This window comes from Tardiphaga robiniae, assembly GCF_001618955.1.
Classification (GTDB): domain Bacteria; phylum Pseudomonadota; class Alphaproteobacteria; order Rhizobiales; family Xanthobacteraceae; genus Tardiphaga; species Tardiphaga robiniae_A.
Genome location: NZ_LVYV01000054.1, coordinates 122,074 through 135,309 on the forward strand (window position 1 = coordinate 122,074; position 13,236 = coordinate 135,309).

Annotated in this window: 13 protein-coding genes; 3 read left to right on the forward strand and 10 right to left on the reverse strand. The window is 61.5% G+C overall.

Annotated features, from left to right (window positions below):
- Window positions 1-209 precede the first annotated feature (209 nt).
- Window positions 210-377 (forward strand): hypothetical protein, encoded by a 168-nt coding sequence (locus A4A58_RS30965; protein ID WP_158005746.1) that lies wholly within the window; start codon window positions 210-212, stop codon window positions 375-377.
- 31 nt (window positions 378-408) lie between these two features.
- Here A4A58_RS30965 and A4A58_RS26020 read toward each other — a convergent pair whose 3' ends face one another.
- The 10 genes from A4A58_RS26020 to A4A58_RS26065 all read right to left on the reverse strand — a co-directional run bounded on the left by A4A58_RS26020 (window position 409) and on the right by A4A58_RS26065 (window position 11,632).
- Window positions 409-1,773 (reverse strand): FAD-containing oxidoreductase, encoded by a 1,365-nt coding sequence (locus A4A58_RS26020; protein ID WP_068737688.1) that lies wholly within the window; start codon window positions 1,771-1,773, stop codon window positions 409-411.
- 113 nt (window positions 1,774-1,886) lie between these two features.
- The gene (locus tag A4A58_RS26025) at window positions 1,887-2,882 is read right to left on the reverse strand and encodes a branched-chain amino acid ABC transporter permease (protein ID WP_068737689.1); all 996 of its coding nucleotides are present in this window, start codon (window positions 2,880-2,882) and stop codon (window positions 1,887-1,889) included.
- Window positions 2,879-3,745 carry a branched-chain amino acid ABC transporter permease gene (locus A4A58_RS26030; RefSeq protein ID WP_068737690.1) on the reverse strand — a complete coding sequence of 289 codons (867 nt, stop codon included), beginning with the start codon at window positions 3,743-3,745 and terminating at the stop codon, window positions 2,879-2,881. Before A4A58_RS26030 ends, A4A58_RS26025 begins: the two co-directional genes overlap by 4 nt.
- A 12-nt stretch (window positions 3,746-3,757) precedes the next feature.
- The gene (locus tag A4A58_RS26035; RefSeq protein WP_068737691.1) at window positions 3,758-4,462 is read right to left on the reverse strand and encodes an ABC transporter ATP-binding protein; all 705 of its coding nucleotides are present in this window, start codon (window positions 4,460-4,462) and stop codon (window positions 3,758-3,760) included.
- Window positions 4,455-5,174 carry an ABC transporter ATP-binding protein gene (locus A4A58_RS26040; protein WP_068737696.1) on the reverse strand — a complete coding sequence of 240 codons (720 nt, stop codon included), beginning with the start codon at window positions 5,172-5,174 and terminating at the stop codon, window positions 4,455-4,457. The genes A4A58_RS26035 and A4A58_RS26040 overlap by 8 nt, the downstream gene beginning before the upstream one ends.
- A gap of 45 nt (window positions 5,175-5,219) precedes the next feature.
- The gene (locus A4A58_RS26045; RefSeq protein ID WP_068737697.1) at window positions 5,220-6,464 is read right to left on the reverse strand and encodes an ABC transporter substrate-binding protein; all 1,245 of its coding nucleotides are present in this window, start codon (window positions 6,462-6,464) and stop codon (window positions 5,220-5,222) included.
- 210 nt (window positions 6,465-6,674) lie between these two features.
- On the reverse strand, window positions 6,675-7,622 hold the full coding sequence (locus tag A4A58_RS26050; RefSeq protein WP_068737699.1) for a glutathione S-transferase family protein: 948 nt from the start codon (window positions 7,620-7,622) through the stop codon (window positions 6,675-6,677).
- 19 nt (window positions 7,623-7,641) lie between these two features.
- On the reverse strand, window positions 7,642-7,851 hold the full coding sequence (locus A4A58_RS26055; protein WP_068737702.1) for a hypothetical protein: 210 nt from the start codon (window positions 7,849-7,851) through the stop codon (window positions 7,642-7,644).
- 133 nt (window positions 7,852-7,984) lie between these two features.
- Complete coding sequence (locus A4A58_RS26060; RefSeq protein WP_068737703.1) at window positions 7,985-9,265, reverse strand: MFS transporter; 1,281 nt, start codon at window positions 9,263-9,265, stop codon at window positions 7,985-7,987.
- An 84-nt stretch (window positions 9,266-9,349) separates the two neighbouring features.
- Window positions 9,350-11,632, reverse strand: coding sequence for an FdhF/YdeP family oxidoreductase (locus A4A58_RS26065; protein ID WP_068737987.1), 2,283 nt, complete (start codon window positions 11,630-11,632; stop codon window positions 9,350-9,352).
- A 186-nt stretch (window positions 11,633-11,818) separates the two neighbouring features.
- On the opposite strand from A4A58_RS26065, the gene A4A58_RS26070 reads away from it, so the two are divergent.
- Window positions 11,819-12,931 carry an alkene reductase gene (locus A4A58_RS26070; protein ID WP_068737704.1) on the forward strand — a complete coding sequence of 371 codons (1,113 nt, stop codon included), beginning with the start codon at window positions 11,819-11,821 and terminating at the stop codon, window positions 12,929-12,931.
- Between the two features lie 81 nt (window positions 12,932-13,012).
- The gene (locus A4A58_RS29895; RefSeq protein WP_081422070.1) at window positions 13,013-13,204 is read left to right on the forward strand and encodes a hypothetical protein; all 192 of its coding nucleotides are present in this window, start codon (window positions 13,013-13,015) and stop codon (window positions 13,202-13,204) included.
- Window positions 13,205-13,236 lie beyond the last annotated feature (32 nt).

The window sequence follows — 13,236 nt, forward strand, 5'->3', positions numbered from 1 at the left end:
AAGAGGCGCCCGCGCCCCGGAATGACGTGAGTGGCCGACTGCAGAAATTCATAAACCATCGAATCCGGTCAGATTCGATTCACCAATCGCGTTAAGCAGTTCACCGGCCATTCATGCGATAGTCGCGTCATGATCGGGGGATGAACCTCGGCAGGGAAGGCGTCAGGGTCAGGCCGGTCAACGGTCTGGCCCTCCTCTTTGGGGACATCATGGCAGCAAAGAAAAAACCCGCACCGCGCAAGAAGGTTCTGGCGCCGGATGCAGCCTATCCGACATCGGCCGTCGTCATCGCCACGCACAATCTCATCAACATGGCCGTCGTCATGGCATCCTGCGGGACGATCCTGCTCACGCTGATCATCGTCCAGAAATTCTGAGACACCAAGAAATTCCAGGACGTCACATCCGTCACTTCATTTCGTTGAGCAGCGTCGGGATCAGTTCCGACACGGTCGGATGGATCGGCACCGCCCATTGCAACTGGGTGTAATCGGCACCTGCATTCATGATGTCGAGAATGCCGTGAATAGCCTCGTCGCCCCCGGTACCGAGAATGGCTGCCCCCAAGATCTTTTTCGTCTCAGCGTCGACCACAACCTGCATCATGCCGGCGGTCTCGCCCTTCTCGACCGCACGGCCCACATGGGTCATCGGCCGGTTGCCGATCAGCAATTTCTTGCCTGTGGCCTTTGCCTGAGTCAGCGTCATGCCGACGCGACCAAGCGGCGGATCGATGAACAGCGCGTAGCCGGGAAGCCGATCGCTGACGCGGCGGCTTGCGCCATCGAGCAGGTTCGCGGCGAGAATCTCGAAGTCGTTATAGGCCGTATGCGTAAAGGCGCCGCGACCGTTGCAATCTCCCATGGCAAAGATGCCGGGCACGTTGGTGGCAAGACCGTCATCGACCTTGATGTAGCCGCGGGCATCCACAGCGACGCCGGCCTTGTCGAGACCGAGATCGTCGGTATTCGGCCGTCGCCCGACAGCGAGCAGCACATCGCTGCCGATGATCTCCGGCGCGCCTTCGCTGCAATCGACACCGACAGCCACGCCATCGGGATGCGACTTGAAGGTGATGCATTCGGCATTGGTGCGGATATGAATGCCCTCGGCAAGCAGGATGTCGCGGATCGCCTCTGAAATCTCCACATCCTCGCGCGAGACCAGATGCGATCCCTTCTCCACCACCGTCACTTCGGCGCCAAAGCGACGATACATCTGTGCGAATTCGAGTCCGATATAGCTGCCGCCAATCACCACCAGATGTTTCGGTACCCGGTCGAGCTGCAGGATGCCTGTATTGGTCAGATAGGTGACGTCGTTGATCCCCGGCATATCCGGCACGACAGCCCGCCCACCGACATTCAGGAAGATCCTCCGAGCGGTCAGCAACTCATCGCCAACACGGACCGTATCCGCGGATTCGAAGCGCGCATGGCCGTTAATGACCGTGCATTTGTCCATACCGCGCAACCAGCTTTCGACGCCATTGCGCGAGTCGTGGATCACCTTGTCGGCGCGCGCCTTCACGCGGGCCATATCGATCCGCACGGGCGCGTCAATCATCACGCCATATTCGCTGCCGCGGCGCGCAAGATGCGCGGCATAGGCGCTGGCGACCAGCGTCTTGGTCGGTTTGCAGCCGGTATTGACACAGGTGCCACCAAACAGATGACGCTCGATGATCGCGACCGACATGCCTGCGGATGTGAGCCGACCGGCGAGTGAAGGTCCGGCCTGACCGGCACCGACGATGATGGCATCGAAGCGCATGATTTCAGCTCCAACCGGCAGAGCCAATGCTCCGCCGCGGCGAGAGACTATCGTTGGAAACGGCATCAGCCAACGGATGACCGAAGTTTCAGCGCCGGAAATTCCCGAACCGCTTACGGCTTGCTGGCAACCGCCGGGCCGCGCCAGCGCGCCCAGAGCCGCTCGAACAGCGGCAGCAGCCCGCGCGGCGTGACCAGGATCACCGAGATCACGACGATGCCGTAGATGAAATAATGCAGGCCGGGCAGCGTGCTGCCGAGCTTGCCGCGCAGGATTTCGCCAAGCGGCACCAGCAGCAATGCGCCGAGCGCGGGGCCATAGGCACGACCCAGACCGCCGACCGTTGCGAACAGCACGATCTCGATGGTGATCACGGGCGAAATCAGCAGATAGGGATCGGCAAAAGTGAGATAGCGCACATAGGCGGTGCCCACGACAGAGGCGAGCATCGCCGAGATCACCATCGCGGTGATCTTGTAGCGCAGGATGTTGACGCCAATCGCCTGCGCCGCCTTCTCATTGTCGCGGATGGTGCGCAGATAGTAGCCAAGCGGCGAATTGAGGATCGCGACATTGACCAGCACGCAAATTGCGGCCAGCCCCAGCATCATCCAGAACGCGCCGTGGCCACCGCCAAACTGGAACGCCAGGAAATTACCCGTGTCCTTCGGCAGCAGCAGCCCGGACGCACCGCCGAGGAAGTCCCAGCCTTCGACGACGATGCTGCCCATTTCCGCGAAGGCCAGCGTGATCAACACGAAAGAGAGATGGCCGAGCTGAAAGCGGAAGTCGATCCAGGCTATGACGGCACCTAGGATTCCGGAGATCACCGCCGAGATCACGAGACCCAGCCACATATTGATGCCGAGCTTGAGCAGCAATGCCGCGGAGAACATCGAGCCGATGCCGATGAACAGACTGTGTGCCAGCGAGATCTGCCCGGCCATGCCGCCGACGATGTTCCACGACGAGGCCAGCGCCACATAGACCAGCGCCAGCGTGAGAATGTGGACGTAATAGCTCGACAGCACGAAGGGCATGATGGCAGCGATGACCAGCGCGCCCCACCAGATCGGCGACGACAGCGTCTTGTAGAATTCCTCTCTCATCGTGCCGAGCTCCAGGTCAGGCCCTTCGGGAGAAACAGCATGATCGCCACGAAGATGATGTAAGGCAGCAGCAACCCGATCGGACCATCGAGATAGATCGTGCCGAAGGCCTCGGCGATGCCGATGATCAGACCGCCGAGCATGATGCCAACGAAATTGGTCATGCCACCGAGCACAACGACCAAGAGCGTGATCACGGTGTAACGCAGGCCCTGGGTCGGCTGGATCGGCGTCCCCGGCAGCAGCAGCGCGGCAGCCAATGCGAGAATGCCGATGCCGAGCGCGAAAGTGAGCACCTGGACGCGGCCGACATTGATGCCCATCAGCGCCGCGGCATGGGCATTCTGGTGCACGGCGCGGATCGAGCGGCCGAAATCGGTCGAGCGCAGCATGATGTAGAGGCCGATGGCCAGCGCAAAGGAGACGACGAAGGCCACGATATGCGGCACCCGCAGCACCACGTCACCGAGAATGATCAGCTTGGATTCGACGAAGGACGGCGTGCGCGCCGGCTCGCCACCGAACACCATCAGGATGCCGTTCTGCAGCACGAGGCTGAGCCCCAGCGTGAGCTGCACCACCATCAGGAACTGATGCCCGACCATCGGCCGTATCAGAAAGATGTAGACCAGCGCGCCGATGGCGGTCATCAGCGGCACGGTGATGATGATCGACACATAGGGGTCCATGGCGAAAGCCGAATACAGCGCGAGGCACATGAACATGCCGAGCGAGATGAAATCGCCATGCGAGAAGTTGACGACGCCCGAGACGCCGTAGACAAGACCCATGCCCAGCGCCAGCAAGCCATAGGTGGCGCCGATCAGAAGACCTTGGGCGAGAGCCTGATAAAGTTCGGTCACATCACTCTCCGATCACAGACCAAGATAGGCGCTGCGGGTGCGCGGATCGTTTTTCACGGTGTCCGCATCGCCCTCGACCGCCACCTGCCCGCGCTCCAGCACGTAGCAGCGCCTGGCGTGGCGCAACGTCAAATTCAGATTCTGCTCGACCAGCAGGATGGTCAGCCCGTCGGCATGCAGTCTGTCGATGATCTCGAAAATATACTGCACGAACAGCGGCGACAGACCGAGCGAGGGTTCATCGAGCATCAGGAGCTTGGCTTCCGCCATCAGCCCGCGACCGATCGCCAGCATCTGCTGTTCGCCGCCTGACAGTGACCCGGCGCTCTGGGTCAGCCGCTCGCCGAGCCGCGGAAACAACCCGATGACTTTTTCCATCTGCTGCGGACGATGCTTGCGCGCATGCGCATTGATGCCGCCAAGCAGAAGGTTTTCGCGGATGCTCATTTCCGGAAACACCAGGCGGCCTTCCGGCACCTGCACGATGCCGAGCTCGACACGCGCCTGCGGCGTCAATTTGCTGATGTCCTCGCCGAGAAACAGAATGCGGCCGGATATCGGCTTGACCATGCCGGACAGTGCATTGATCAGCGTGGTCTTGCCGGCATTGTTGGCGCCAAGCAGGCCAACGATCTCGCCTGCAGCGATCTTGGCGTTGACATCGCGCAGCACCGGCACACCGCCATAGCCTGCGACCAGATTATCGATCTCAAGCATCGAGATGATCTCCGAAATAGGCATCGACGACGCGTTGATCCTTGAGAATCTCGTCGGGCGTGCCTTGCGCGATCTTCTCGCCGAAATTGATCACCACCATGCGCTGCGCCAGCCGCATGATGACCGGCATCACATGCTCCACCATCACGATGGTGACGCCCTGCTTGTTGAGCTCCTCGATGATCGCGATCGGCGCGGCGGTCTCGGCCATGGTCAGGCCGGCCATCACTTCGTCGAGCAGGATGCAGCGCGGATCGGTAGCAATGCACTTCGCCAGTTCCAGCAGCTTCTTGTCCTGCAGCGACAGTGTCGCCGGCGTCTTGTGCTCCTTGCCGCCGAGGCCGACGCGCAGCAGCGCCTGTGCAGCATAGTCAATGGCCTCACGCATTGGCCGGCGTGTCAATGCTGCGGTCGTGACGACGTCGAGCGCCGTCATGTCGGCAAAGGACTGGACGATCTGGAACGAACGCATCAATCCGCGACGCACCAGCCGATCCGGCGACACCCCGATAATGCTTTCGCCGTCATAAACGACGTTACCGGAGCTCGGCGGAATGAAGCCGGAGATCACACCAAACAGCGTGGTCTTGCCGGCACCGTTCGGGCCAATGATGCCGAGAATTTCGCCCTTCTCGACGTCGAAGCTCACCGCGTTGAGCGCGACCAGCCCGCCAAACCGCCTGGTGATGTTGGAGACTTCCAGAAATGCCACAGCCGTCCACTCTCTAGGTTGTGCTCAGTCTTACTACAGCGCCGCTCAGGACTTCGGCCGCGGCGGCACCTGGGCAAATTCCTTCGGGAATACGACCTGCTGATCCTGCTCGGGCGTCCATTGGACGAACATCGCAGAACCATCCTTGAGCAGACGGTCTTCCGCGAATTGCAGACCCTTCGGCTTGGCGATGTAGAGGTTCGGATCGCCTGCGGGAATGTTGACGTTCTTCAGCGCCTCGAGCAATGCATCGCTCTGCAGCGACTTGGCATTCTCGAGCACCTGCTGCAGCACGCGCGCCGCCTGGGCGTATTGCACCGCGCCCTGGCCGATTTTGTCGAGCTTGGCGACATCACGCAATTCCGTGACGATCTTCTGCATTGATTCGATCTTGGCGCCGGCGCTGAAGCCGGTCATGCCGAACAGGTTCTTCGTCAGCACGGCCTTGCCGATCTCGGGGCCGAGATCCTTCCAGAGCGACAGATCCGAGTAGCCGCCAGTGCCACCGCAGAAGATGCTGCCGTGATAGTTCAGATTGTAACGCGCCTGATGCAGCAGAATGCCATCGCGCGGCGTCACGAGGCCGACAACGACGTCGGGCTTGAGCGAGCGAATGCGAACCATGGCCGCCGTCTGGTCCTGCGCACGAATATCGAGCGCGGCTTCGCCGATGATCTGGATGCCGCTCGCCTTCAGCTTCTCGACCAGGAACTTGTTGGACTGCTGGCCGGCCTCGTAATTCGAATAGGCCATGACGGCAGTCTTGATCGGAAACTTGAAATCGTCGCGCAATGAGATGACGAAATCATGCATGGTCTGCGCATAGCCGCGATCATACGGGTATCCCAGCGTGAACATATAGTTCGACTGCGACCCACCGGCCCAAACCGACAGCGTCGGAATCTTGGCTTCGTCGACCACCGGCGTCAGCGCCAGCATCTGTGCGCTGAGAATGGTGCCGGTCAAAAGCTGCACCTTTTCCTCGGTGATCAGACGCCGTGCTTCAGCGGCAGTCCGCGCCGGCTGGCTGGTATCATCCGCCAGCACCAGCTCGATTCTGGCGCCGCCCTTACTCTTGATGCCGCCTTCGGCATTGATCTTCTTGATGATGTATTCGAACGCCGGCTGGCCTTCCTGCGCGTAAGCCGCAAGACCGCCGCTCATCGAATTGACCATGCCGATGCGGATCGCCGGCTCGGCAGCACCTGCGCCGCGAATGAATGGCGCGGCGATCGGCCCTGCCAGAACGGCAGAGGCACCAAGTCCAAACGTGCGGCGGGTCATGGTCATGTCATATCCTCCGAATTCGCAGCGTCGCTGCTACGACGCGCTTTCTTGTTCTGTTGCTGTGCGCTGAAGTGTCGAGCATTGCTTTGCAGATTGGGAGTCTGCATGTCGCAGTCGGGCAACGTTTTTCGGACTTAGCCGCGTTTGCGCAGCTGCGTCAAATTGCGGCGTACGGAAATCGCGAATGAGGGCCATGCATCTGCGATAGGGCTTTCACAGTCGAGCAATCGCAAAGCCTGTACGCGGGAAATGTACAACCGTCGCGCCGACATCAGGATCGTTACGCCGCAAAGCGATGCTGTCATGACCCGCAGAAACAAACGCACCGATAACGGGATCAAAGCCCCAATCGGTCGGCGTGACCGACACCATCGTGCCTTCCGTAAAAAGCTGATCCTGATCAGCGACAATATCGTTGTGAGCAGGATGAGGTGTCGCTACAGGTTGGCAAAACCGCGCCGTCTCCAGCGCCTGCTCGGGCGACAGCTCCTCAACCGTTCCGTGCCCGAGCGCGGCAACCCGGTCCATCCACGCGAGAACGCGCGGATGCTCGGCAAGGCCCTCGCTCTCGCCGAGATTGCCGCGCGCATACCAGAGCGGATGATGGACGGCGAGATCGGCAAGTGACGGCGCGTTGCCGAGCAGGAATGCGTCGCCATGCGTGAGCCAATCGTTGAGCCAGGCAAGATGAATGCGAAACTGGTCACGCAGCACGGGAAGCTGCGCGCGCATCTTCACGCTGTCCCAGCCATCGAACTTGCCTGATGTGAAACTCGCGCGATCGGCATGCAACTCCGGCGGGAAACGGTCGCCGTTGATGCCGAACACGAGACCAAGCGCAGTGGCGAAGAGTGCGCGATCGGCCCAGGCCGCAATGATATCGGCCTGACCACGCGTGCCCGCCAGATAAAGCGTCGGCTCGGGAAAACGCCGCTCGAGTTCGGCCAGAATACGGCGGGTATCGCAATAGATATCCGCGCCGACCTGCAGCACCGGAATGCGACGATAGCCTCCGGTAAGCGGCACAAGCTGTGGCTTCGGCGCGATCCGTGGCTGGATCACCGACTGCCAATGCAGGCCCTTCAATCCGAAGGCGACGCGCACTTTCTCGGCAAACGGCGAACGAGGATAGTGATGCAGAACAAGATCGGTCGCCGTCACTGCATCCCTTGCCTGTCAGCTATGTCGCATGCACCGCCGTCGTCGCGCCGGCGGAATACATCGCCTCGAATTCGGCAATCGGATGCGGAAGTCCATCCGGACCGGTGATCTCAACATCCCAGCTGCCGTCATCGAGCAGCTCCCTGGCCTTCTTGACAGCTCCGGCCGCGTTGTCGCGGCGGAGTGAAACAGTCCCTGACGTATCGGTTCCCCTGACGAAAAACGGCAAGTCACGTCCTCCCTGTGTGAGGCGCCCCGCAATGCGAGACCGCGCGCGACATCTTGATCGCGTCACTCTACGCATCAGACCACAGGACTCACGGCAATTCCAGCAACTTGCCGTCGCAATCATCATGAACCTGTTATGCAGCCCCGCGCTGCGCTGCGGGACGCGTCAACACGAAGAAGATGAGCGTGCAGACGGTCAGGAATACCGCCATTGAGATTAAAACTGCGGGCAATCCCCAGGCGGCAGCGATCGGACTGGTAGCCGATTGCATCACGGCGGTGCCGAGGAAGAACGACAGGTTTGCCGCAGAGAGCGCTTTGCCAATATTCTCGGCAGCAACGACCTGGCGGATCATCGCATAGACGAGCGGCTGCATCGCCACGAGAAGGCCGATGACCACAAGCAGGCCGGTATCGACTGCCACGGGCATCACTGGCAGGCCGAAAAGCGTGGCCAACGGATAGCCCGGTGCACCGAGCGCCATCATGAGCAGCAGCGCGGCGGCACACAAATGGACCGCAAGCAGCAGCACGCGGCGATGACCCAGCTTGCGATCGAGCAAGCCCGACAGCGTCGGTCCGATCACCAGCGCAACCGTAAACAACGCCAGCACATTGCCGGCCTCTATCCGCGACAGTCCCTTGACATTCATCAGCCAGGGGCCTGCCCAAAGCCCACGCAACACAAGCTGAACCGCAAGTGACACGAAAGCGAGGATCACGATACCGCGCACCGCACGGGAGACACCGAGTTGCAAAACCGAAACCATCTCACCCAGAAGCGCGCGCGGTTGGCCTTCGGGACGCGACGACGGAACGATAACCGCGATCAGCATGGCCACGACAATAGCCGCGGCCGCCGCAATCCAGAAGCCAGCGCGCCAGCCCCAATGCTCGACGACGTAAGCAAGCGGACTGGCCGACAAAAGCAGCCCCGCATTGCCGAATGATAGAATGATGCCGGACCACAGACCGAACTGCGCTGGTGTCAGTCGCTTGGCCGCGAGCGTCATCGGGCACATCAGCATGCCCGACGTCGCCATGCCGATCGTTGCCTGCGACACGAAGAACGAGAGCGGCCCGGTCGACAGCGCCGCGATCGCCGCGCCGCAGACCGTACCGGCGAACAGCACGAGCGACACCGTGCGGATGCTGTAGCGATCCAGCGCGACGCCGACCGGAATCTGCAGGAGCGCGAAGAAAAAATGATAGGCCGAAGTCAGCGCGGCCAGCGTCTGCGGCGTAACGCCGAGATCGGCCGACATCAGGTCGATCGCGACCGCAGGCGTGGTGCGCAGCATGTTGGACAGTACATGCCCGCAGGTCAGAATGAGCATGGCGGCCACGAGCGCTACGCTCACGGGCGGATCGATGGCAACGGGCTTGAAGGCAGAAGAGTCGGCAGCACTGGTCATGGCGCTCGCCTACGCGGAAACACGGCGCGCATCAACCGCCACGAAAGCCGTGGCGGTCATGCTCTCTCAATGCTGCGGTGCAGCTTAGGCGGCCGATGCCTCGATCCGGATCGGGATCGATTTGTAAGCCGGCGTTCCCGACTTCAAATCGTGCTGGTCGAGCGACACGAGCACATTGGCCTCGGGATAATAGGCCGCCACCGATCCTTGCGGAATGTTGTAAGCCACCGCCGTCACCCGACGCAGCGCGCGCGGCGCGCTGTCCGGACGGTCCAGCACGATGTCGATCAGATCACCGTGGCTCAGCCCGCGGCGGGCGAGGTCCTGCTCGTTGACGAACACCACATCGCGCCGCCCGGTGATGCCGCGATAGCGATCGTTCATACCGTAGATCGTGGTGTTGTACTGGTCGTGGCTGCGCAGTGTGGTCAGCGTCAACGCGGTCTCGGCGGGGCCGTCCTCATAGAGGCCGGAGAAAACCAGGAATTGCGCCTTCTTGCTCGGCGTCAGCCATTCCCGTTCCGAGGCGGCGTTGCGCAGCCGGAAGCCACCCGGCTTCTTGATCCGCGCATTGTAATCCTGGAAGGCCGGAAAGACCGACTCGATGGCGTCGCGGATCTTGCTGTAGTCGGCGACGTAGTCGAGCCACTTCACCTTGGTATTCGGCAAAGTCGCGATTGCCATATCGGCAACGATCGCAGTCTCGGACTTCAGATGCTCGGACGCCGGCTTCAAGCCGCCGCGCGAGGCGTGCACCATCGACATCGAATCTTCTACCGTCACCAGTTGCGGTCCCGTCGCCTGCACGTCGATCTCGGTACGGCCAAGGCATGGCAGGATGATCGACTCTTTCGCGATCAGAAGATGCGAGCGATTGAGCTTGGTGGCGATATGCACCACGAGATCGAGGCTACGCATCGCCGGATAGGTCGCCTCAGGATCTGACATCGCGACCGCGAGATTGCCGCCAAGACAGATCAACGCCTTCGAACGGCCATCGCGGATCGCCTTCACCGACGCGACGGCATCGTGACCATGCGCGCTCGGCGGCTTGAAGTTGAAGGTGCGTTCGATACCGGCGAGCAGTGCGGCGTTGGGTACTTCGGTGATCCCCACGGTGCGGTCGCCCTGCACGTTGGAGTGCCCGCGTAACGGCGAGATGCCGGCGCCGGGACGGCCGATGTTTCCGCGCAGCATCAGGAGATTGGCGATCTGCTGCACGTTACCGGTGCCGTGGCGATGCTGGGTGATGCCCATGCCGTAATTGATGATGACGCTCTTGGCCCCGGCGTAGATGTTGCCTAGGTTTTCGATATCGGCGCGCGGCAGGCCCGACGATTTCTCAATCGCCTCCCATGAGGTCGCGTCGAGATCCGCGAGCAGCGCCTCGATGCCGTCAGTGTGTTCTGCGATGAAGGCGCGGTCGAGCACACCGGGACCGCCCTGGGCCAGGCTCGCGGCGTCGAGCGCCACGACGGTCTTCATCATGCCCTTCAGCACCGCAATGTCACCGCCGACCTTGACCTGGTAATAGGTCGACGAGATCTGCGTGGAGCTCAACGTCAGCATTTCCGCAGGATGCTGCGGGGATGTGAATCGTTCCAGCCCGCGCTCGCGCAGCGGATTGATCGAGACGATGGCAGCGCCGCGCTTGGCGCATTCGCGCAGCGTCGTCAGCATGCGCGGATGATTGGTGCCGGGATTGTGCCCGATGCAGAACACCGCATCGGCATAGTCGAAATCCTCCAACGTCACCGTGCCCTTGCCGACGCCGATGGATTCCGGAAGGCCGACGCTGGTGGCCTCGTGGCACATGTTGGAGCAATCGGGAAAATTGTTTGTGCCGTATTCGCGCACGAACAACTGATACATAAACGCTGCTTCGTTCGAGCAGCGGCCCGACGTGTAGAACTCGGCCATGTTCGGATCTGGCAAAGCGCGCAGGCCGGCACCTATCCGCGCCATCGCATCTTCCCACGAGATCGGAAGATACTTGTCGCTAGCCTGGTCATAGGCCATCGGATGGGTGAGACGTCCCTCGTTTTCGAGGTCGTGATCATGCCATTCCCAGAGTTCGCTCACCGTATGGGCCGCAAAGAATTCCGGCGTCGTGCGCTTGGCCGTTGCTTCCCACGACACCGCCTTGGCGCCGTTCTCGCAGAATTCGAAGGACGATGTATGCTTTGGATCGGGCCAGGCGCAGCCCGGGCAATCGAAGCCGTGCGGCTGGTTCATCGTCAGGAGGCCATGCGTTTCGTTGACTACCGCCAACTGTCCGCGCACCGCGTCGGCCACTGCTTTCAACGCGCCCCAACCTGCGGCGGCACCTTTATAGTCTTCGACGCCCTGAACGTGCTTCTTCGCCATCGCGATCCGTCCTTCACCATTCCGGCCCATACGGCCTAATTCCGCCTCGTAGCATTAAAGGCTGCATTGCTGCGAATAGATGCCATCAACTTTGATTGACCGAGGCTACGCTGTATTGAACGATACGAATGTCGCGACACCTCTAGTGAACGCTATCGCCCGATTGATATTTTGAATGGAGCGCCGATGACGTCTTCTTCCCTGTTCCAGCCGCTGCAAGTCGGCCCGTATCGATTGAGCCACCGCGTCGCGATGGCGCCGCTGACGCGCATGCGCGCCGAGAAGACATCCCTCGCTGCGTGGACGCTCAATGCCGAATATTACGCGCAGCGCGCGACCGAAGGCGGATTGATTATCGCCGAGGCGTCGCAGGTCATGCAGGAAGGACAAGGCAATCCGAACACGCCGGGCATCTATACGAAGGAGCAGATCGCCGGCTGGCGTCAGGTTACCGACGCCGTGCATGCCAAAGGCGGCATTATCTTCCTGCAGTTGTGGCATGTCGGCCGTGCCTCGCATTCCTCGTTCCAGCCCGGCGGCGGGCTTCCGGTCGCGCCGTCAGCCATTGCGATCAACGCCACCACGCGGACGGCTTCAGGCGAGACGGTATCTTACGAAACGCCCCGCGCGCTCGAGACCAGCGAGATTCCCGGCATCATCGACGCCTACCGACAGGCCACGCGCAACGCCAGGGAAGCCGGCTTCGACGGCGTCGAGGTGCACGGCGCCAACGGCTATCTGCTCGAACAATTTCTGCAGACCCGCAGCAATCGGCGCACCGACCAATATGGTGGCTCAATCGAGAACCGCGCTCGCCTGCTGCTCGAAGTGACCAATGCCGTCATCGGCGCCTGGAGCGCGGATCGTGTCGCCGTCCGCGTGTCGCCCTATGGTGTCTCGAATGACTCCGGCGAGGCCGATCCAATGCCGCTCTACAGCTATGTGGTCCGTGAGCTCGACAAGCTCGGCCTCGCTTACCTCCATTTCGTCGAGCCGCGCACCAGCGGTGTCGGCCGCGCGGAAGTGTTTCATAACAATGTGCCTAAAGCCTATGAGCTGTTCCGGCCGATGTGGAGCGGCGTACTGGTCACCGCCGGCGGATTCGACGGCACCTCCGCCGAGGAGGCCGTCGCTTCCGGCAATGTCGATATTATCGCCTTCGGCCGCCCGTTCATCGCCAATCCGGATCTGCCGGAGCGTATCAAGCGGAAGGCGCCCTTTACGCCTTATAACCGGGCGACGTTTTACGGCGGCGATGTGGCTGGCTACACCGACTACCCGGTGCTTGGCGCAGGCTAGTGCTGCGGATTATTCAATAGAAAGCACTTCTGGCGCGCTATAGTCTGTGTAGGGCCCGTAGCGGGTCAGGAGTATCGCCCCATGGATTCCACCCTCTCAGCCGCCGAGCTCGACGATCGCATCGCCATCCTTCGCGACAATATCCGGCAGTTGATCGAGCAGGCCACCGCGGCTTCCGGCGAGAGCAACGAGGAGCGCACCGCGGATCGGCTGGCTCAGCAGAATGAGGAGCTGGACCGGCTGATCGCCCAACGCGACGCCCTGGGCAAATAGCCGAGAGGACTACGGACTGGAGGCCTGCCCGG